We start from the raw sequence: 23358 nt of genomic DNA on the forward strand, positions 1-23358 counted from the left end.
GAGGGGGCCGCGTCGGCGCAGCCGGGGGGCCGGAGTCCGGCCGGGGGACGGGTGCGGGGCGTGCGGCCCCGCACCCGGTCCGGTTCAGGAGATGCCGAATTCCTTGCCGAGGAAGTCGAACATCTCGTCGTCCGTGGCTCCTTGGAGCCCGTCCGCGACGGCCGCGGTGTCCGCCTCGCCCTGGCCGGCGGGCGCGGCCCACCGGTCCAGCAGGTGGCGCAGGCGGGCGGTGACGGCGTCGCGGAGGTCCGTGTCGGCGGGCGCCGCGGTCTGCAACTCCGATTCGATCCGGTCGAGTTCGGCCAGCAGCCCGGTGACGTCCCGGGGCCCGGGGGCCGCCTGGGTGCCGAGGTAGCCGGCGAGTTCGGCGGGGGTGGGGTAGTCGAAGACGAGCGTGGGCGGCAGCCGCAGCCCGGTGTCCTTGCCCAGCCGGTTGCGCAGTTCGACGGCGGTCAGCGAGTCGAATCCGAGGTCGCGCAGGGCCTGCCCGGGCCGTACCGCCTGCGGCGAGGCGAGGTCCAGGACCGCGGCCACGTGCTCGCACACCAGGTCCAGCAGCAGGGTGCCGCGTTCGGACTCGGAGAGTCCGGCCAGCCGGGCCCTCAGGTCCCCGACGGCGGCCGGCCGGCCGGTGGCGGTGTCCGCTCCCCCGTCGGCGGCGGAACGCCGGGCCGGGGTCCGCACCAGGGAGGTGAGCAGCGCCGGCAGGGTGCCGGCGGCCGCCTGCCCGCGCAGCCGCGCCTGGTCGAGGCGGACCGGGACGACCACGCCGCGCGGGTGCGCCGTCGCGGCGTCGAAGAGGCCGAGGGCCTCCTCGGTGCTCAGCGGCAGGATACCGCTGCGGGACATCCGTCCCCGGTCCGCATCCGTCAACTCGCCCGTGATGCCGCTGCTTTCCGCCCACAGCCCCCAGGCCAGGGACACGGCCGGCAGGCCGGCGGCGCGGCGCTGACGGGCCAGGGCGTCCAGGAAGGCGTTGGCGGCGGCGTAGTTGGCCTGGCCCGCCGCGCCGAAGACACCGGCGGCGGAGGAGAACAGGACGAACGCGGAGAGTTCCATGTCGCGGGTGAGCTCGTCCAGGTGCAGGGCGGCGTCCACCTTGGGCCGGAAGACCCGGTCGACGCGCTCCGCCGTGAGACCGGTGAGGATCCCGTCGTCGGTGACTCCGGCGACGTGCACCACACCGGTCAGGGGGCGCCCCTGGGGTATCGCGGCGAGGACCCCGGCGAGGGCCTCCCGGTCGGCCACGTCGCAGGCGGCGACGGTGATCCGGGCCCCCAGGGCGGTCAGTTCCGCCTCCAGTTCGGCCATGCCCCCGGCGGCGGCGCCCCGTCGGCTGACGAGCAGCAGGTCACGCACCCCGTGGCCGGTGACCAGGTGCCGCGCGACGTGCCGGCCCAGCAGCCCGGAGGCGCCGGTGACGAGCACGGTCCCGTCGGCCGTGAACGCGGGCGCGGACTCGCCGGGGAGGGCCGGGGGCCCGGTCCGTGCCAGCCGGGGGACGAGGACCGTACCCCCGCGGACGGCGAACTGGTCCTCGCCCGAGGCCAGCAGGGCGGGCAGGGCCCGTGCGGACGCCGGGTCGCGGTCGAGGTCGACCAGGACGAAACGGCCAGGGTTCTCCGCCTGCGCCGAGCGCACCAGGCCCCAGATCGCGGCCTGTGCCGGGTCCACCTCCTTGTCGCCGTCCTCGGTGCCGCGCCCCTTGGCGGCGACGGCGTTGCAGGTCAGGACGGCGAGCCGGGAGTCGGTGTGCCGGTCGTCGGCGAGCCACCGCTGGAGCAGCTCCAGGGCGCGGTGGGCGGTGGCGTGGACGTGGGTGACGGGGTGGTCCCGGTCCGGGTGGACGTCGACGGCCGCGAGGAGCACGGCGGGCGCCGGGCCCTCCCCCGCGCCGGCCGGATCCGCCAGGTCGGGACGGAAGGTGACGTCCATACCGGAGTCCTCCAGCGCCGCGCGCAGACCGTCGTCGCCTCCGACGAGGGTCCACTGCCCGCCCGGCAGGGTCACGGGGTCCTCCGGGGTGCGGGGAAGGGGGGTCCAGTCGAGCCGGTACAGCGAGTCGTGCCTCCCCTGCGCCCGCCCGGCGCGGGCCAGTTGCTCCGCCGAGACGGGCCGCAGCACCAGGGAGTCGACGGAGGCCACGGGCCGGCCGGCCTCGTCGGTGGCCTCCAGGGCCACCGCGTCGGCGCCGGCCGGGACGATCCGCACCCGCAGGGCGCGGGCGCCGGTGGCGTGGACGGTGACCCCGTTCCAGGCGAAGGGGATCCGGCCCTGCCCGGCGTCGGGCAGCAGGCCGCCGAGGCCGATCGCATGGAGGGCCGAGTCGAGCAGGGCCGGGTGGACGCCGAAGCCGGTGACTCCGGTCTCCTCGGGCAGCCGCACCTCGGCGAACACCTCGTCGCCGCGCCGCCAGAGCCCGTGCAGGCCCTGGAACACCGGCCCGTAGCCGAAGCCGAGATCGGCCAGCCGCTCGTACGCGCCGCCGGTGTCCAGGGGCTCGGACCGCAGCGGCGGCCATGCGTCGGGGGCGGAGGACGGCTCCTGCGGTCCGTGGGCGTCCACGGAGACCACACCGGTCGCGTGGCAGGTCCACGGCTCGGCGGCGTCGGCGGTCTCGGGGCGGGAGTAGACGTTGACGGTACGGTGCCCGGTCGCGTCCGGCCCGCTGACGACGGCCTGGAGCTGTACGGCCGCGTCCTCGCGCAGAACGAGGGGCGCGCCGAGGGTCAGCTCGTCCACCCGGTCGCAGCGCACCTCGTCGGCGGCGCGCAGCGCCAGGTCCACGAGTGCGGTGCCGGGCAGGAGGGTCGCGTCCATCACGGTGTGGTCGCCGAGCCAGGGGTGGGTGGCCGGGGACAGCCGGCCCGTCAGGAGGGCCCCCTGACCGTCGGCCAGGGGAACGGCCGCGCCCAGGAAGGGGTGTTCGGCGTCCACGAGGCCGGCGGCGGCCACGTCGCCCGCCGGTGCGACCGCGTCGAGCCAGTAGCGCCGGTGGTGGAAGGCGTACGTGGGCAGGTCGACGGGACGGGCGGCCGATCCGGCGTACCGGGCCGTCCAGTCGACGGGGGTGCCGTGGACGTGGAGCCGGGCGAGGGCGGTGGTGACGGCGAGCTCTTCGGGACGGTCGCCGCGCAGGAGCGCGACGGCCGTCGCCTGCTCGTCGAGGCTCTCCTGAGCCAGGGCCGTCAGGATCCCGCCCGGGCCGATCTCCAGGAAGGTGCCGGCGCCCTCTGCGGCCAGGGTGGTGACGGCGTCGGCGAAGCGGACGGCCTCGCGGACGTGCCGCACCCAGTAGTCGACGGAGCCGAACTCCTCGGCGGTGACGATCCCGCCGGTGAGGGTGGAGACGATCGGCAGCCGGGGCGTCTCGAAGGACACCGATGCGACGACCTCCCGGAAGGCATCGAGCATCGGATCCATCAGCGGCGAATGGAAGGCGTGGGAAACGGCCAGGGCCTTGGTCTTACGGCCCTCTGCCGACAGCCGGTCCACCACGGACGCCACAGCCTCCGACGCACCCGAAAGCACCACGGAAGCAGGCCCGTTGACGGCAGCGATACCCACCCGGTCCTCGAACCCGGCCAGCAGCTCCCGCACCTCCTCCTCGGAGGCCTGCACCGCCACCATCACACCACCGGACGGCAGCTCCTGCATCAGCCCGCCCCGCGCGGCCACCAGCTTCGCCGCGTCGCCGAGCGACAGCACACCCGCCACATGGGCCGCCGCGAACTCGCCGACCGAATGCCCGGCGAGGAAGTCCGGACGTACGCCCCACGACTCCACCAGCCGGAACAACGCCACCTCGACGGCGAACAGCGCCGGCTGGGTGAACCGCGTCTCCTGCAGCAGCTCCGCGTCCTCACCGAACACGACGTCCTTCAGCGGGAGTTCGAGATACGGATCCACAGCGGCACAGGCGGCATCGAAGGCCTCCGCGAACACCGGGAAGGCGGCATGCAGTTCACGTCCCATGCCCAGTCGCTGGCTGCCCTGGCCCGAGAACAGGAACGCCGTCCGGCTCCCCCCGGGCTCGGCCTCGCCCCGTACGACACCGGCTGCCTGCCGGCCTGCGGCGAGGGCCTCCAGGCCGGCGAGGAGTTCCTCACGGCCGGCCCCCACGACCGCCGCACGCAGCTCCATCGACGACCGGGACACCGCGAGCGCATGCCCGACGTCGGCGAGTCCGAGCGCCGGCCGCTCGGTGACATGGGCCGCCAGGCGCTGTGCCTGGGCGCGGAGTGAGGTGTCGTCCTTGGCGGACAGCACCCAGGCGACGGCGCCGGGCTCGGCGGGGGTGCCGGTGGCGGCCCCGGGGCCGGGTTCCGTGCCGGGTACGTGTTCCAGCACCACGTGGGCGTTGGTGCCGCTGACGCCGAAGGAGGAGACGCCCGCCCGGCGCGGACGGCTGCCGTGCTCGGACCACTCGCGGGCCTCGGTCAGCAGGCGTACCGACCCCGTCGACCAGTCGACGTGCGGGGAGGGTTCATCGGCGTGGAGGGTCTTGGGGAGCACTCCGTGGCGCATCGCCTCGACCATCTTGATCACGCCCGCCACACCGGCCGCCGCCTGGGTGTGGCCGATGTTGGACTTCAGCGAACCCAGCCACAGCGGCCGGTCCTCCGGCCGGTCCTGGCCGTAGGTGGCGAGGAGGGCCTGGGCCTCGATCGGGTCACCGAGTGTGGTCCCCGTCCCGTGCGCCTCCACCGCGTCCACATCGCCCGCCGACAGACCGGCCTGGGCCAACGCCTGGCGGATCACCCGCTGCTGCGCAGGCCCGTTCGGCGCCGTCAGGCCGTTGGACGCACCGTCCTGGTTCACCGCCGACCCCCGGACCACCGCGAGCACCCGGTGCCCGTTGCGGCGGGCGTCCGAGAGCCGCTCCACCAGGAGCATGCCCACGCCTTCGGCCCAGCCGGTGCCGTCGGCGGCGGCGGAGAAGGCCTTGCAGCGGCCGTCGGCGGCCAGGCCGCGCTGACGGCTGAACTCGACGAAGGTGTTCGGGGTCGCCATGACGGTGACGCCGCCGACGAGGGCCATGGAGCACTCGCCCTGGCGCAGGGCCTGCGCCGCCAGGTGCAGGGCCACCAGCGACGAGGAGCAGGCCGTGTCCACCGTCACCGCCGGGCCTTCCAGACCGAAGGTGTACGAGAGCCGGCCCGAGGCCACGCTCCCGGAGGTGCCCATGCCGAGGTGGCCTTCGAGCCCTTCGGGTGCGTTCCCGCCGAGCTGGGAGCCGTAGTCGTGGTACATCACTCCGGCGAACACACCGGTCCGTGACCCCTTCAGCGTCGCCGGGTCGATCCCGGCCCGCTCGAACACCTCCCACGAGGTCTCCAGCAACAACCGCTGCTGCGGATCCATCGCCAGAGCCTCACGCGGCGAGATCCCGAAGAACCCCGCGTCGAACTCCCCCGCCTCGTACAGGAATCCACCCTCACGGGCATAACTCGTGCCCGCATGGTCCGGATCGGGGTGATACAGCCCCTCCAGCGGCCAGCCACGGTCCACCGGGAACCCGCCGACCGCGTCACCACCCTCCGACACCAACCGCCACAGATCCTCCGGAGAACGCACCCCACCCGGATAACGGCAGCTCATCCCCACGATCGCGATCGGATCGTCGACGGAGGCGATGTGGAGGGCCGTGTCGGGCCGGGCCGTGTCGGCGTCCGGGCCGAACAGTTCGGTGAGCAGCAGGCGGGTCAGCGCCTCGGGGGTCGGGTGGTCGAAGACGAGGGTCGCGGGCAGTCGCAGTCCGGTGGCGGAGTTGAGGGTGTTGCGCAGTTCGACGGCGGTCAGGGAGTCGAAGCCGAGGTCCCTGAACTGCCGGTCCACCGCGACGGATCCGGCCGAGGCGTGGCCCAGGACGGCCGCGACCCGGGTGCGTACCAGGTCGAGGACGAACGCGTACCGTTCGTCGGCCGGCAGGCCGGCGAGCCGCCCGGCCGCCGGGGTCTGCCCGGCGGCCGTCTGCCCGCCGCCTTCGAGTCCGCGCCGTACGGGGCCGCGTACGAGCTTGCGCAGCAGCGGCGGCAGGGTGCCCGTACGGGCCTGGGCGTGCAGGGTCTCGGGGTCCAGGCGGACCGGGACCAGCGCGGCCCGTTCGGAGCGGCAGGCGGCCTCGAAGAGAGCCAGGCCCTCCGCCGCTTCGAGTGCGATCAGTCCGGACCGGCTGATCCTGTGCCGGTCGGCGGCGGCCAGCCCGTCCGTGAGCGTGCTGCTCTGTGCCCACAGGCCCCAGGCGAGGGACACGGCGGGGAGCCCCTCGGCCCGGCGGGATGCGGCGAGGGCGTCGAGGAAGGAGTTCGCTGCGCAGTAGTTGGCCTGTCCGGCGCTGCCGAGGATCCCGGCGGCGGAGGAGAACAGGACGAAGGCGGACAGGTCCAGGTCGCGGGTGAGTTCGTGCAGGTGGAGGGCCGCGTCGGCCTTCGGGCGGAAAACCCCGTCGACCCGGTCGGGGGTGAGGGCGGGGACGGTGCCGTCGTCGGTGACGCCGGCGGCGTGGACCACGGCGGTCAGCGGGTGCCCGGCGGACACCGTCCCGAGGAGGGCGGCGAGTTCGGCGCGGTCCGCGACGTCGCAGGCCACCGTCCGGGGCTCGGCGCCCAGTTCACGCAGCTCCTGCGCGAACTCGGCGGCTCCGGGCGCCTCCTGGCCCCGGCGGCTGGCGAGCAGTAGGTGCCGTACCCCGTGCTCGGTGACGAGGTGGCGGGCGACGAGCCGGCCCAGCGCACCCGACGCGCCGGTGATCAGCACCGTTCCGTCGGCCGGGAAGGGAACGGGGGCGTCCTCGGCTGGGGCCGGTACGTCGGCCCGTACGAGCCGGGGGACGTGGAGGGCCCCGCTTCGGACCGCCACCTGGGGCTCACCGCAGGCCACGGCGGCGGACAGCGCGGCGGTGTCGTCGCCGTCGGTGTCCACCAGCACGAACCGGCCGGGGTTCTCCGACTGGGCCGAGCGTACGAGCCCCCAGACCGCCGCCTGCGCGGGGTCCACGGCGCTTTCGCCGGGCCCGGCGTCGGTGGCGCCGCGCGTCACGACGACCAGGCGCGAGGCGGCGAACCGGTCCTCGCGGAGCCACTGCTGGAGCAGCTCCAGTACGCGGCGCGTGGCGGCGGCCGGTGCGGCCCCCTCCCCCGTGTCCGGCAGCGTGACGGCCACGGTGTCCGGGACGGAGCTCCCGTCCAGGTCCGCGAGGCTGCGGCAGCTGACCGGCGCGACGGGCACCGGGTCCGCGGCAGGCTCGGCCGGCTCCCACGCGACGCGGAACAGCGCGTCCCGCAGCCCGGCGCCCCCCTGGGCGGCGGCGCCGGCCTCGGCGAGCTGTGCGGGGGTGACCGCGCGCAGCAGCAGCGAGTCGACCGTGGCGACGGGCCGTCCCAGTCCGTCGCCGATCCGCAGTTCCACCGCATCCGGCCCGCTCACGGCCCGGGCCAGGCGGACGCGCAGGGTCTCGGCGCCGCTGCCGAACACGCTCACGCCGCCCCAGGCGAACGGGAGCCGGCCGGTGTGGTCGGTGCCCAGCAACTCCCCGACGCTCATGGCGTGCAGGGCCGCGTCCAGGAGCGCGGGGTGCAGGGCGAAGCCGTCGACCGGCGTCCCCTCGGGCAGCGCGACCTCGGCGAACAGCTCGTCCTCGCCGCGCCGCCAGACGGCGCGCAGCCCCTGGAAGACCGGGCCGTAGTCGAAGCCGGCGTCGGCCAGCCGGTCGTAGCAGTCGTGGAGGTCGACGGCGGTGGCGTCAGCCGGGGGCCAGGGCTCGTTCGTCTCCGGCGGGGTCCAGCCTGTATCGGGGACGAGGAAGCCCGTGGCGTGCCGCGTCCAGGAGTCACCCTCCCCTCCGGCCTCGGTCGCGGTCTCGGCGCGGGAGTAGATCTTCACCGTCCGGCGTCCCGAGTCCTCGTCCGCGAGGCCGACGACCACCCGGATCTGGACCGCGCCCTGCTCCGGGAGGACCAGGGGGGCGGCGAGGGCGAGTTCGTCGACGCGGCCGCAGCCGAGCTCGTCACCGGCGCGTACGGCCATCTCCAGGAACGCGGTGCCGGGGAGCAGGGTCACTCCGGAGACGGCGTGGTCCGCGAGCCAGGGGTGGGTGGCGAGGGAGAGGCGTCCGGTGAGGAGGGAGCCCGCACCGTCGGGCAGCAGGGCCATCGCCCCGAACAGGGCGTGGTCGGCGCCGGCCAGTCCGGCGGCGGTGACGTCGCCGGTGGCGGCGGTGACGTCGCCGGTGGCGGCGGGGGCGTCCAGCCAGTAGTGCTCGTACTGGAAGGGGTAGGTGGGCAGGTCGAGGCGGCGGGCGCCGCGTCCGGCGTGGACGGCGGCCCAGTCGACCGGGGTGCCGTGGACGTGGAGCAGGGCGAGGGCGGTGGTGACGGCCAGGTCCTCGGCCCGGTCGGTGCGCAGGGCGGGGACCGTGAGGGCGCGCTCGTCCAGGAGCTCCTGGGCGAGGGCGGTGAGGACCCCGCCCGGGCCGACTTCGAGGAAGGTGCGCACGCCTTCGAGGGCGAGGCAGTCGACGGCGTCGGCGAAACGGACGGCCTCGCGGACATGGCGCACCCAGTAGTCGGCGGAGCCGAACTCCTCGGCGGTGACGATCCCGCCGGTGAGGGTGGAGACGATCGGCAGCCGGGGCGTCTCGAAGGAGACCGATGCGACGACCTCCCGGAAGGCGTCGAGCATCGGGTCCATCAGCGGCGAATGGAAGGCGTGGGAAACGGACAGGGCCTTGGTCTTACGGCCCTCCGCAGACAGCCGGTCCACAACGGACGCAACCGCCTCCGCCGCACCCGAAAGCACCACGGACGCAGGCCCGTTGACGGCAGCGATACCCGCCCGGTCCTCGAACCCGGCCAGCAGGGCCCGCACCTCCTCCTCGGAGGCCTGGACCGCCACCATCACACCACCGGACGGCAGTTCCTGCATCAGCCGGCCGCGCGCGGCCACCAGCCTCGCCGCATCCTCCAGCGACAGCACACCCGCCACATGAGCCACGGCGAACTCGCCCACCGAATGCCCGGCGAGGAAGTCCGGACGCACACCCCACGACTCCAGCAGACGGAACAGCGCCACCTCGATGGCGAACAGCGCCGGCTGGGTGAACCGCGTCTCGTGCAGCAGCGACGCGTCCTCCCCGAACACCACACCCTTCAGCGGGAGTTCGAGATTCGGATCCACAGCGGCACAGGCGGCGTCGAAGGCCTCCGCGAACACCGGGTGGGCGGCGTGCAGTTCACGTCCCATGCCCAGCCGCTGGCTGCCCTGGCCCGAGAAGAGGAACGCGGTCCGGCTGCCGCCGACGGAGGTGCCCTGCGGGGTCTCGCCCCGCAGGACGGCGCTCGCCGTCGGCCGTCCGGCGACCAGGTCCTCCAGGCCGTTCAGCAGCTCCTCGCGGTGCGTGCCGACGACGGCGGACCGGAGGTCGAGGCCGGCCCGGGGTGCCAGGGAGAGGGCCACGTCGAGGGGGTGGAGGTCCGCGTGGGTGCTGAGGTGCGCGAGGAGGCGTCCGGCCTGCGCGCGGAGCGCCGCCGGGTCCTTGGCCGACAGCGGCCAGACGACGGCCGTGCCGTGGGCCGGCACAGCGTCGGGGCGGGGGTGCGGTTCCGGGGCCTCGTGCGGTGCGGGCTGTTCGATGACGACGTGGGCGTTGGTGCCGCTGACGCCGAAGGAGGAGACGCCCGCCCGGCGCGGACGACCGCCGTACTCGGCCCACTCACGGGCCTCGGCCAGCAGCCGCACGTCCCCCGCCGTCCAGTCCACGTGCGGCGACGGCTCGTCCACGTGCAGGGTCTTCGGCAGCACCCCGTGACGCATCGCCATCACCATCTTGATCACACCCGCCACACCGGCCGCCGCCTGCGTGTGCCCGATGTTGGACTTCAGCGAGCCCAGCCACAGCGGCCGGTCCTCCGGCCGGTCCTGGCCGTAGGTGGCGAGGAGGGCCTGGGCCTCGATCGGGTCACCGAGCGTGGTGCCCGTCCCGTGCGCCTCCACCGCGTCCACATCGCCCGCCGACAGACCGGCCTGGGCCAGCGCCTGGCGGATCACCCGCTGCTGCGCAGGCCCGTTGGGGGCGGTCAGGCCGTTGGAGGCGCCGTCCTGGTTGATCGCGGTACCCCGTACGACGGCCAGTACCTGGTGGCCGTTGCGGCGGGCGTCGGAGAGCCGCTCCACCAGGAGCATGCCGGCGCCTTCGGCCCAGCCGGTGCCGTCGGCGGCGGCGGAGAAAGCCTTGCAGCGGCCGTCGACGGCCAGGCCGCGCTGACGGCTGAACTCGATGAAGATGTTCGGGGTGGCCATCACCGTCACACCGCCGACGAGCGCCATGGAGCACTCGCCCTGGCGCAGGGCCTGCGCCGCCAGGTGCAGGGCCACCAGCGACGAGGAGCACGCCGTGTCCACCGTCACCGCCGGGCCTTCAAGACCGAAGGTGTAGGCCACGCGGCCCGAGGCGATGCTGCCCGCGCTGCCGTTGACGAGGTAGCCCTCGAAGCCGTCGGGTACGACGGAGAGCCGGGAGCCGTAGTCGTGGTACATGACTCCGGCGAACACGCCGGTCCGTGAGCCCTTCAGCGTCGCCGGGTCGATCCCGGCCCGCTCGAACACCTCCCACGACGTCTCCAGCAACAACCGCTGCTGCGGATCCATCGCCAGAGCCTCACGCGGCGAGATCCCGAAGAACCCCGCGTCGAACTCCCCCGCCTCGTAAAGGAATCCACCCTCACGCGCATAACTCGTCCCCGCATGGTCCGGATCGGGGTGATACAGCCCCTCCAGCGGCCAGCCACGGTCCACCGGGAACCCGCCGACCGCGTCACCACCCTCCGACACCAACCGCCACAGATCCTCCGGAGAACGCACCCCACCCGGATAACGGCAGCTCATCCCCACGATCGCGATCGGATCGTCGACGGCCGGGAGGCCGTCGGGCTGGGCGCCCGCCGGGACGAGCGCGCTCGTGCCGGGGGTGTCGCCGAGGAGTTCGGTGCGCAGGAAGCGGGTGAGGGCCAGCGGGGTGGGGTGGTCGAAGACGAGGGTCGCGGGCAGCCGGGTGCCGGTGACGGCGTTCAGCAGGTTCCGCAGTTCGACGGCGGTGAGGGAGTCGAATCCGAGGTCCTTGAAGGGGCGTTCGGGTTCCACCCGGTCGGGTGAGGCGTGGCCGAGGACGGTGGCGACCTGGGCGCGTACCAGGTCGGTCAGGACGCGGTCCTGTTCGGCCTCGGGGAGCCCGTGCAGGGTCGCGGCCAGGGCGGAGGCGCGGTCGGCGGGTGCCGTGGAGGGGGTGCCGGGGCCGCTGTGGGCCTTGCGGACGGGTGTTTTGACGAGTCCGCGCAGGAGGGCGGGGACCGTGCCCTCGGCCGCCTGGGCGCGGAGCCCCGCGTGGTCCAGCGGCACGGGGAAGAGGACGTCCGCGCCGGCGGCGCAGGCGGCGTCGAAGAGGGCGAGGCCGGTGGCCGCGTCCATGGCGACGAGGCCCATGCGCCGGATCCGCGCGAGGTCGGTGGCGTCCAGTTTTCCGGTCATGCCGCTGCCGTCGGCCCACAGGCCCCAGGCCAGGGACACGGCGGGCAGTCCGGCGGCGTGGCGCTGCTGGGCGAGGGCGTCGAGGAAGGCGTTCGCGGCGGCGTAGTTGGCCTGTCCGGAGCCGCCGAGCGTGGCGGAGACGGAGGAGAAGAGCACGAACGCGGAGAGGTCGAGGTCGCGGGTGAGTTCGTGCAGGTGGAGGGCCGCGTCGGCCTTCGGGCGGAGCACGTGGTCGACGCGGTCCGGGGTGAGGGCGGGGACGATGCCGTCGTCGGTCACGCCGGCCGCGTGGACCACGGCGGTCAGCGGGTGCCCGTCGGGGACCGACGCCAGGAGGGCGGCCAGGGCCTGGCGGTCGGCCACGTCGCAGGCGGCGGTGGTGACCCGGGCGCCGAGGGCGCTGAGTTCGGCCTCGAACGCGGCCGCGCCTTCGGCGGCGGGGCCCCGGCGGCCGGTCAGCAGGAGGTGGCGTACGCCGTGCTCGGTGACGAGGTGGCGGGCGACGAGCCGGCCGAGGGTGCCGGTGGCGCCGGTGACCAGGACCGTACCGTCGGCCGGGAAGGTCTGGCGGCGCGGCGGCCCGTCGGCCGGGCGGTCGGTGTGGGCCGTCAGGCGCGGCAGCAGGACCGTGCCGCCGCGTACGGCGAGCTGGGGTTCTCCGGTGGCCAGGGCGGCGCGCACGGCCTCCCGGCCGGGTCCGGCACCCGGGTCCAGGCCCGGTTCGAGGTCGAGGAGGACGAATCGGCCGGGGTTCTCCGACTGTGCGGTGCGGAGCATGCCCCAGACGGCTGCCTGTGCGGGGTCCAGGCCGGCGCGTTCGGCGGGGGTGGTGGCGACCGCGCGACGGGTGACGACGACGAGCGGGGTCCGCTCGGACCGGTCCTCGGCGAGCCACTCCTGGATCAGCGTGAGGGCGTGGTGGGTGGTCGCGCGGACGGCTTCGGCCGGGTCGGACGGTGCCGGTTCCTTGTCGGGGTCCGGTCCGGCGAGGGCCAGGACGCAGTCGGGTTCGGGGGCGTCGGCGGGGGTCCGGACCGGGGTCCAGTCGAGGCTCAGGAGGCCGTCGGCGCGGGGTGCCGCCGCCGCGCGGAGCCGGTCGGCGGAGACGGGGCGCAGGACGAGGGCGCCGACGGTGGCGACGGTCTGGCCGGCCGTGTCGGCGACCAGGACGGAGACGGTGTCCGGGCCGGCCGGGGTGAGCCGGACGCGTACGGCGGGGGCGCCGGTGGCGTGCAGGGCGACCTCGCTCCAGGAGAAGGGCAGCAGGCCCTGTCCGGTGCCGGTGCCGGAGAGCAGCCCGAGCCAGGAGGCGTGGAGGGCGGCGTCGAGGAGGGCGGGGTGGAGTCCGAACGCGTCCGCGTCGGGTGCGGTGGGCGACGGGAGGGCGGCGGCCGCGTACAGGGTGTCGCCCTGCCGCCAGGCCTCCGTGAGGCCGCGGAAGACGGGGCCGTAGCCGAAGCCGAGGTCGTCGAGGAGCTCGTAGAGGTGGTCGGTGGCCACGGGTTCGGCTCCCCGTGGGGGCCAGACCGCGAGCTCGGTCGCGACCGGCGGCCGGGGCGTCTCGGTGGACAGGGTGCCGCCGGCGTGCCGCGTCCAGTCGGAGGCGGCGTCCTCGGGGCGGGAGTGGAGTTCCAGGGCGCGGCGGCCCTCGTCGTCGGGGGCCGCGACGGTGAGGCGGAGCTGGACGCCGCCGTGTTCGGGCAGGACGAGCGGGGCCTCCAGGGTGAGGTCCTCGATGTGGGCGCAGCCTGCTTCCCGGCCGGCCCGCAGGGCCAGTTCCACGAAGGCGGTGCCGGGGACGAGTACGGCTCCGGAGACGGTGTGGTCGGCGATCCAGGGGTGGGTGGTGAGGGAGAGGCGGCCGGTGAGCACGATGCCGCCGTCCGGGAGTACGACCGTGGCGCCCAGGAGGGGGTGTTCGGTGTCGGTGACGCCGATCGCGGTGGGGTCGGCGGTGGCCGGGACGTGCAGCCAGTAGGTCTCGCGCTGGAAGGGGTAGGTGGGGAGGGCGACGCGGCGGGCGCCCCGGCCCGCGTACCGGGCCGTCCAGTCGACGGGGGTGCCGTGGACGTGGAGCCGGGCGAGGGCGGTGGTGACGGCCAGGTCCTCGGTGCGGTCGGCCCGCAGGACGGGGACCGTGACGGCCTGGTCGTCGAGGAGTTCGCGGGCCAGGGCGGACAGGACGCCGCCGGGGCCGATCTCCAGGAAGGTGCCGGCGCCTTCTGCGGCCAGGGTGGTGACGGCGTCGGCGAAGCGGACGGCCTCGCGGACGTGGCGCACCCAGTAGTCGGCGGAGCCGAACTCCTCGGCGGTGACGATGCCGCCGGTGAGGGTGGAGACGATCGGCAGCCGAGGCGCCTCGAACGAGACCGATGCGACGACCTCCCGGAACGCGTCGAGCATCGGATCCATCAGCGGCGAATGGAAGGCGTGCGAGACGGCCAGCGCCTTGGTCTTACGACCCTCCGCCGACAGCCGGTCCACGACGGACGCCACAGCCTCCGACGCACCCGAAAGCACCACGGACACAGGCCCGTTGACGGCAGCGATACCCACCCGGTCCTCAAGACCGGCCAGCAGCTCCCGCACCTCCACCTCGGAAGCCTGCACCGCCACCATCACACCACCGGACGGCAACTCCTGCATCAGCCGGCCACGCGCGGCCACCAGCCTCGCCGCATCCTCCAGCGACAGCACACCCGCCACATGAGCCACGGCGAACTCGCCCACCGAATGCCCGGCGAGGAAGTCCGGACGCACACCCCACGACTCCACCAGACGGAACAACGCCACCTCGACCGCGAACAACGCCGGCTGGGTGAACCGCGTCTCGTGCAGCAGCTCCGCGTCCTCCCCGAACACCACGTCCCGCAGGGGTCGTTCCAGGTGTCCGTCCAGGTGTGCGCAGGCCTCGTCGAAGGCGTCGGCGAACACCGGGTGGGCGGCGTGCAGTTCGCGTCCCATGGCCAGTCGCTGGCTGCCCTGGCCGGAGAACAGGAAGGCGGTACGGCCCGGTTCGCGGCCGGTGGCCGTGTCGGTGACGCCGGTGACGAGCTGGGGGGCGCCCGTCGGGTCCTCGTCGGCGAGGGCGTCCAGGCCGCGGAGCAGCTCGGCTCGGTCGGTGCCGAGAACGGCCGCGCGGTACGGGAGGGCCGCCCGGCCGGTGGCGAGGGAGAAGCCGATGTCGGCCGGGGTGGCCTCCTCGTGCGCGGTGAGGTGGGCGCGCAGGCGCCGGGCCTGGGCGCGCAGGGCGGGGACGGTCTTCGCGGACAGCGGCCAGACGACGGCCTCCTGCCGGGCGTCGTCCCCGGAGTCCGCGGCCTCGTCGGTCTCGGTCGCCTCCGGTGCGGGGGCCTGTTCGATGATCACGTGGGCGTTGGTGCCGCTCACGCCGAAGGCCGAGACGCCACCGCGCCGGACGTGGCCGGGCTCCTCGGGCCAGGCCACGGGGGCGGAGAGCAGTTCGACCGCGCCGGCCGTCCAGTCGACGTGCGGGGTGGGGGCGTCGACGTGCAGGGTGCGGGGAAGTTCGGCGTGCTGGAGGGCCAGGACCAGCTTCATCACACCGGCGACGCCGGCGGCGGCCTGGGTGTGGCCGATGTTGGACTTCAGCGAGCCCAGCCACAGGGGCCGGTCCTCGGGGCGGCCCTGGCCGTAGGTGGCGAGAAGGGCCTGGGCCTCGATGGGGTCGCCGAGCCGGGTGCCGGTGCCGTGGGCCTCGACCACGTCGACGTCGGCGGGTGCGAGGCCCGCGTCGCCGAGGGCCTGGCGGATGACCCGTTGCTGCGACGGTCCGTTGGGGGCGGTCAGGCCGTTGGAGGCGCCGTCCTGGTTGATCGCGGAGCCCCGTACGACGGCCAGGACCCGGTGGCCGTTGCGGCGGGCGTCGGAGAGCCGCTCCAGGAGCAGCATGCCGGCGCCCTCGCCCCAGCCGGTGCCGTCGGCCGCGGCGGCGAAGGCCTTGCAGCGGCCGTCGGGGGCCAGGCCGCGCTGGCGGCTGAACTCGATGAAGATGCCGGGGCCGGACATAACGGTGACGCCGCCCGCGAGGGCGAGTTCGCATTCGCCCTGGCGCAGGGACTGGACGGCGAGGTGGAGGGCGACGAGGGAGGAGGAGCAGGCCGTGTCGACGGTCAGCGCGGGCCCCTCCAGGCCGAAGGTGTAGGCGAGGCGGCCGGAGACGACGCTGGCGGCCCGGCCGGTCAGGAGGTAGCCCTCGACGCCTTCGGGCGCCCGGCGCAGGCCGGAGGCGTAGTCCTGCCCGTTGGAGCCGATGAAGACCCCGGAGCGGCTGCCCTTGAGGGTGCCGGGGTCGATGCCGGCGCGTTCGAAGGCCTCCCAGGTGGTCTCCAGGAGGAGGCGCTGCTGGGGATCCATGGCGAGGGCCTCGCGGGGCGAGATGCCGAAGAACGCGGCGTCGAACTCGCCCGCCTCGTAAAGGAACCCGCCTTCACGGGCGTAGGTGGTGCCGGGGTGCTGCGGGTCGGGGTGGTAGAGGGAGTCGAGGTCCCAGCCCCGGTTCTCGGGGAAGGCGGAGAGGGCGTCCTCGCCCTGCGAGAGGATCGTCCACAGCTCCTCGGGGGAGGTCACCCCGCCGGGGAAGCGGCAGCTCATCGCGACGATGGCGATGGGTTCGTCGTCGGCGGGCCGGGCGGCGGACGCGGGGGCGGTCGCCCCGGTGTGCGGACCGCCGGCGATCAGGGTGTCGAGGTGGCCGGCGAGTTCGGCCGGGTTGGGGTAGTCGAAGACGACGGTGGTGGGCAGCCGCAGGCCGGTGGCCGCGGCGAGGCGGTTGCGCAGTTCGATGGCGGTGAGCGAGTCGAACCCGGTGTCGCGGAAGGCCCGCTGGGGCTGGACGGCGTCGGCGCCCGCGTGGCCGAGGACCGTGGCGGCCTGGGTGCGGACGAGCTCGACGAGGGCCCGGAGCCGGTCGGGGCCGGGGAGTGCGGCGAGCTGTCCGGCGAGGGCGGGGCCGCCTGCGGCGGGGCCGTTCGCTCCGGCGGGCGCGGCGGCCCCGTCGAGGATCCGGCGGGCTTCGGGGAGGCGGTGCAGGAGCGGGTAGTCGCCGGTGGGGGCGAAGGCGCGGACGAAGCGCTCCCAGTCGACGTCGGCGATGGTGACGGCCGTGTCCTCGTGTTCCATGGCGCGGCGCAGGGCGGCGATGCCGAGGTCGGTGGGCATGGGGAGGATGCCCCGTCGGGTGAGGTGTTCCTCGGCGTGGCGGCCCATCATGCGGCCGCTGCCCCAGGAGCCCCAGGCGATGGCGGTGGCGGGCAGGCCCTGTGCGCGGCGCTGGTGGGCGAGGGCGTCGAGGTGGGCGTTGGCGGCGGCGTAGCCGCCCTGGCCGCCGTTGCCGACGGTGCCGGCGATGGAGGAGAACAGGACGAAGAAGTCGAGGTCGTGGCCGGCGGTGAGTTCGTGGAGGTGGACTGCGGCGTCGGCCTTGGGACGCAGTACGTGTTCCAGCCGGTCGGTGGTCATGGCGTCGAGGACGCCGTCGTCGAGGGCGCCCGCGGTGTGGATGACGCCGGTGAGAGGGTGTTCGGCGGGCAGGGAGGCGAGGAGGCCGGCGAGGGCGGTGCGGTCGCCGGCGTCGCAGGCGGCGATGGTGGCGCGGCAGCCGAGGGCGGCGAGTTCCTCGCGGAGTTCGGCGGCGCCTTCGGCGGCGGGGCCGCTGCGGCTGGTCAGGAGGAGGTGGGCGGCTCCGGAGCGGGCGAGCCAGCGGGCGACGTGGGTGCCGAGGGTCCCGGTGCCGCCGGTGACGAGGACGGTGCCGTGGGGGCGGGCGAGGGCGTATTCGCCGCTGGGGGCGGCCGCGTCGGTGGTGGCGCGGACGAGGCGCCGGGCGAGGGTGCCGGTGGCGCGTACGGCGAGCTCGTCCTCGCCGCCGGGGTCGGCGAGGAGGCCGGTGAGGAGGTCGAGGGTGCGTGCGTCGAGGGTTTCGGGGAGGTCGACGAGGCCGCCCCAGCGCTGGGGGTACTCGGCGCCGGCGACCCGTCCGAGGCCCCAGAGCTGGGCCTGGGCGGGGTGGCGCGGCGGGTCGGCGGGACCGGTGGCGACGGCCCCGGAGGTGGCGCACCACAGGGGGGCGCCGATGCCGGTGTCGCCGAGGGCCTGGATGAGGGCGAGGGTGGCGGCGAGGGCGCCCGGTACCCGGTGTCCGGGGGCGTCGGCGGGGTCTTCGGCCAGCAGGGAGAGGACCCCGGTGACGGCGTCGGCGTCCAGGGCGGCCTCGGTGAGCCGGCCGGTGAGGAGTGCGGCCACCTCCTGGCGGCCGGGGTGGGCGGCCGGGTCGAGGGTGACGCGTTCGACGCGGGCGCCGCAGGCGGTGAGGGCCTCGTGGACGGCGGTGGCGGTGGCGGATCCGGCGTGTGCGGCGGTGGTGGCGAGCAGCCAGGTGCCGGTGAGCGCGGCGCGGGTGCCGCGCCGGTGCCGGGTTTCGGTGGGGGTCCAGGTGACGCGGTAGCGCCAGTCGTCGATCCGCGCGGTCCGGGTGGAGCGGCGGCGCCAGTCGGCGAGCCGGGTGACCATGCTGTCGAGGGAGGCGTCGGGGGCCAGGTCCAGGGAGCTGGTGAGGGCCCGTACGTCAGTGTTCTCGACGGCGGCCCAGAAGCGGGCCTCCTCCTCGCTGTGGCCGGCTCCGGTCGCGCGGGTGGCGGGCGCGGCGGGTTCGAGCCAGAAGCGGCGCCGCTGGAAGGGGTAGGTGGGCAGGTCGGCGGGGTGCGGGCGCGCTCCCGGGAAGGCGGCGGCCCAGTCGGCGGGGACGCCCCGGGTCCAGGCCTCGCCGAGGGAGGTCAGGAAGCGGGCGGTGCCCCCGTCGCCGCGGCGCAGCGACGGGATGACGTCCACGGTGGCGGAGGCGTCCTCGGCGGTCTCCTGGAGGCCGATCGCGAGCACCGGGTGGGGGCTGCATTCGACGAGGACCTGGTGGCCGTCGGCGATCAGGCGGCGGGCGGCCGGCTCGAAGCGGACGGTGGTGCGGAGGTTGGTGTACCAGTAGGCGGCGTCGAGGGCGGCGGAGTCGACGGGTTCGCCGGTGACGGTGGAGTAGAACGGGACGCGCGGGGTGCGCGGGGTGATGCCGTCGAGGGCTGCGGCGAGTTCGGCCTCGATGAGTTCCACGTGGGCGGAGTGGGAGGCGTAGTCGACGGGGACCCGCTTGGCGCGGATCCCGTCGGCGGTGCAGGCGGCGAGGAGTTCGCCGAGGGCGTCCGCGTCGCCGGAGACGACGGTGGAGCGGGGGCCGTTGATCGCGGCGATGCCGAGCCGGTCGCCCCACCGTTCCAGGCGCCCGGTGACGTCGGCGAGGGGTTCGGGTACGGAGACCATGCCGCCGAGTCCCGCGAGGCGGGCGAGGAGGCGGCTGCGGAGGGCGACGACCCGGGCGGCGTCGTCGAGGCCGAGGGCGCCGGAGACGGCGGCGGCGGCGATCTCGCCCTGGGAGTGGCCGATGACGGCGGAGGGCTCGACGCCGAAGGAGCGCCAGAGTTCGGCGAGGGAGACCATGACGGCCCACAGCGCGGGCTGGACCACGTCGTCGGCGCTGTCGAGGGCGGGGGCACCGGGGGCGCCGCGCAGGACGTCCTCCAGGGACCAGTCCACGTACGGGGCGAGGGCCCGGCCGCAGGCGGCGATCCGGTCGCGGAAGACGGCGGAGGTGTCGAGGAGTCCGACGGCCATGCCGGCCCACTGGGAGCCCTGGCCGGGGAAGACGAAGGCGACGCGGCGGCCGTCGGCGGCGGTGCCCTGGGCGGTACGGGGGGTGGAGCCGCCGGCGGCGAGGGCGCGCAGGCCCTCGGTGAGTTCGGCCCCGGTGGCACCGGTGACGACGGCGCGGTGTTCGAAGGCCGTACGGGTGGTGGCGAGGGCGTGGCCGGTGTCGGCGGGGCGGACGCCGGGGTGCGCCGCCGTGTGGGCGAGGAGGGCTTCGGCGCGGGCGGCCAGCGCCTCGGGGCTGCGGGCGGACAGGATCCAGGGCACGGCGGGGGCTTCGGCCGCGACGGCTTCGGCCGGGGTGCCGGCGGCCGGGGCAGCGTCGGCCGCGTCGGCCGCCTCGGGCTCGGCGGGGGCCTCGGGCCCGGGCTCGGCGGGGGCCTCTTCGAGGATGGCGTGGGCGTTGGTGCCGCTGATCCCGAAGGAGGACACGCCGAAGCGGCGGGGCCGGCCGGTCGCGGGCCAGTCCACGGCGTCGGTCAGCAGCCGGACCCGTCCGGCGGACCAGTCCACGTGCGGGGAGGGGACGTCGGCGTGCAGGGTCTTGGGCAGGACTCCGTGCTGGAGGGCCAGAACGGACTTCAGGACGCCGGCGATGCCCGCGGCGGCCTGGGTGTGGCCGATGTTGGACTTGAGGGAGCCCAGCCACAGCGGACGGTCCTCGGGCCGCTCGCGCCCGTAGGTGGCCAGCAGGGCCTGGGCCTCGATGGGGTCGCCGAGCCGGGTGCCGGTGCCGTGGGCCTCGACGGCGTCCACGTCGGCGGCCGTCAGCCCGGCGTTGGCCAGGGCCTGCCGGATGACCCGCTGCTGGGCGGGGCCGCTGGGCGCGGTGAGTCCGTTCGAGGCGCCGTCCTGGTTGATCGCGGAGCCCCGGAGGACGGCCAGCACGCGGTGTCCGTTGCGGCGGGCGTCCGAGAGCCGCTCCAGGAGGACCATGCCGGTGCCCTCGGCGAGGCCGAAGCCGTCGGCGTCGGCGGAGAAGGCCTTGGAGCGGCCGTCGGGGGCCAGGGCGCGCTGCTTGCTGAACTCGACGAAGGAGCCGGCCGTCGGCAGGACGGTGACGCCGCCGGCCAGGGCCAGGGAGCATTCGCCGGTGCGCAGGGACTGGGCGGCCAGGTGCAGGGCGACGAGGGAGGAGGAGCAGGCGGTGTCGACGGTGACGGCGGGGCCCTCGAAGCCGAAGGTGTAGGCGAGGCGGCCGGAGGCGACGCTGACGCTGTTGCCGGTCAGCAGGTAGCCGCTGATGTCCTCGGGTGCCTCGTGGAGGCGGGGGCCGTAGTCCTGGTTCATGGCGCCGACGAAGGTGCCGGTGCGGGTGCCGCGCAGGGTGGCGGGGTCGATGCCGGCGCGTTCGAGGACCTCCCAGCCGGTCTCCAGGAGGAGCCGCTGCTGGGGGTCCATGGCGAGGGCCTCGCGCGGGGAGATCCCGAAGAACTCCGGGTCGAAGGCGGCGGCTTCGCGGAGCATGCCGGCTTCGCGCTGGTAGTAGCGGCCGGGGCGGCCGGGCTCGGCGTCGTAGAGGCCCTCGACGTCCCAGCCGCGGTCGGCGGGGAGGGCGGACACGGCGTCGCCGCCCTCGGTGAGCAGCCGCCACAGGGCCTCGGGGGTGTCGGTGCCGCTGGGCAGGCGGCAGCTCATGGCGACGATGGCGACGGGTTCGTCCCAGGCGGCGGTGGTGGTGTCCGCGTCCTGCGGGTCCTCGTGGGTGCCGAGGGCTTCGGCGAGGATCCGGCCCGTCAGGGAGGCCGGGGTGGGGTGGTCGAAGACGACGGTGGGCGGCAGGTCCAGCCCGGTGGCCTCGCCGAGGCGGCCCCGGAGTTCGACGGCGGTGACGGAGTCCAGGCCGAGGTCGCGGAAGGCCCGGTCGGGGGCGACGGCGTCCGGGCCGGGGAGCCCGAGCAGGGCGGCGGTGAGGGAGCGGACGAGGGCGGCGGCGGTGCGTTCGCGCTCGGCCTCGGGCAGCAGGGCCAGCCGGGCGGCCGGGGCCGGTGCGCCGTGGGCGGCGGCGGCCCGCCGGAAGGGGTAGGCCGGCAGCTGGACGCGCTCCGCCGGGCCGGCGGGGAAGGCGGTGGCCCAGTCGACGTCGACGCCCTGTACGCAGGCCTCGGCCAGGGCGGTGCGCAGGCGGCGCAGGCCGCCCTGACCCCGGCGCAGGGTGGCGATGGTGACGGCGTGGCGGCCGGCGGCCGCGGCGGTCTCCTGCATGGCGGCGGTCAGCGAGGGGTGCGGGTTGATCTCCACGAGGGCTTCGTGGCCGTCGGCCAGCAGCGCGTGGGTGGTCTGCTCGAAGCGGACGGGGCGGCGCAGGGCCTCGAACCAGAAGGCGGCGTCCAGGGTGCGGCCGTCGACGAGGCCGCCGGTGGCGGAGGAGTAGAGCGGGGTGTGGCCGGCGCGGGGGGCGAGGCCCGTGAGGGCGGAGAGCATCCGGTCGTGGACGGCGTCGACGTGCGCCGAGTGCGCGGCGGCGCCGAGGCGTACGCCGCCGCAGCGGACGCCCTCGCCCTCCAGTACGGAGCGCAGTGCGCGGACGGCGTCGGCGTCGCCGGAGACCACCTGGGAAGCGGGGCCGTTGTGGGCGGCGACGGCCAGCCGGCCGGCCCAGGGCGCGAGCCGCTCCTGGAGGAGGTGGCCGGGCAGGCTCACGGCGAGCATGTCACCGCCGTGTCCGGCGAGTTCGGCCAGGGCGTCGCCCCAGGCGTGGATGGTGCGGGCGGCGTCCTCCAGGGTGAGGACACCGGCCAGGTGGGCGGCGGCGACCTCGCCGATGCTGTGGCCGGCGTAGGCCCGGGGGCGGACGCCGTGGGCCAGCCAGGTCTCGGCGAGGGCGATCTGGACGCCGAAGGTGGCGGGGACGCTGACGTCGGGGGTGTCCAGGCCGGGGGCACCGGGGGCGCCGCGCAGCACGTCGGTGAGGAGCCAGCCGGTGAAGGGGGCGAGGGCCTGCTCGCAGCGGAGGGCGGCGGCGTGGAACTCGGTCGAGGAGCCGAGGAGTTCCGCGGCCATCTGGGGCCACTGTCCGCCGATGCCGGACAGGACGAAGGCGGCCGGACGGGCGGTGGCGGTCCCCCGCACCACGTCGGGGGTGAACCCGCCGTCGGCGAGGGCGGCCAGTGCGTCGAGGAGCCGGTCGCGGCCGTCGGCGAGGAGGACGGCGCGGTGCGGGAAGGGGTGCCGGGTGGTGGCGAGGGCCCGCCCGACGGCGGCGGGGTCGAGGCCGGGGCGCGCGCCGAGGTACTCCCGCAGCTCCCGCGCCCGCTCCCGCAGGGCCTCGGGCCCGGCGGCGGAGAGGATCCAGGGCAGCGGCTCCTCGGCACCGGGGACGGTCTCGGCGCCGGGGCCGGACTCCGGGCCGGGGCCGGACTCCAGGCCGGGGCCGGACTCCAGGCCAGGGGCGGACTCCAGGCCAGGGGCGACGTCGGCTGCGCGGACGGCGGCGCCGGTGGGGGCGACGTCCCAGCCGAGGTCGGTGGTGGCGGTGAGCCGGCCGTCGGCGTCGAGTACGGCGAGGATCCGGTCGCCGTCGGCGCGGGCCCCGGCGAGGGGCTTCAGCAGGACGGCGCCGTAGCCGCCGGGCGCCGCGTCCGGCAGGAGTACGTCGGGGCCGGCGGCCAGCGCGAGGCCGTGTTCTCCCCGGACGAGGCCCTCGCGGGCCGCGCGCAGCGCGTCGGGGGCGGTGGGGAGCAGGCTCAGCAGGGGGGCCGCTCCGGGGGCGAAGCGCAGGACCGCGCCGACCGCGGCGGCGGCCTCCTCCCGGGCGGGGAGCCCGGTGTCCTCCCCGGGGGCGGCGAGGAAGACGCCGGCGCGCGCTCCCCGGGCCGCCGCCGGGACGACCCCGGCGTCCTCCAGCGCCTCCCACCAGGTCTCCGCCGCGGCAGGCCCGTGCGGCAGGGCGTCGGTCCGGGCGGGGTCCGACGGGTCGGCGGTGGCCTCCGCGAGGAATTCCGCGTCGTACGCCGCGTCCGTGCCGGTGGCCCCCGGCGGGCGGTGTGCCGACCCGATCGCCACGATCACCTCGTGTGCGCCGTTCCCGGACTCCTCCGGCATAGCGACAGACTCGCGCATCATGTGTGCTCCATCGACCCGTTGAACTACTGCTGATTGCTGGTTCCGCAGCGCCTCGGG

The 23358-nt window shown here is 75.7% G+C and carries 1 protein-coding gene; it reads right to left on the reverse strand.

Features of this window, described 5'->3' with window-relative positions:
* Positions 1-84: 84 nt before the first annotated feature.
* Entirely contained in the window at positions 85-23298 is a 23214-nt protein-coding gene (locus tag ABT403_RS25080; protein WP_344158451.1) for a type I polyketide synthase, read from the reverse strand.
* Positions 23299-23358: the final 60 nt, after the last annotated feature.

Source organism: Streptomyces sp. NPDC000075 (assembly GCF_040301925.1).
GTDB lineage: Bacteria > Actinomycetota > Actinomycetes > Streptomycetales > Streptomycetaceae > Streptomyces > Streptomyces polychromogenes.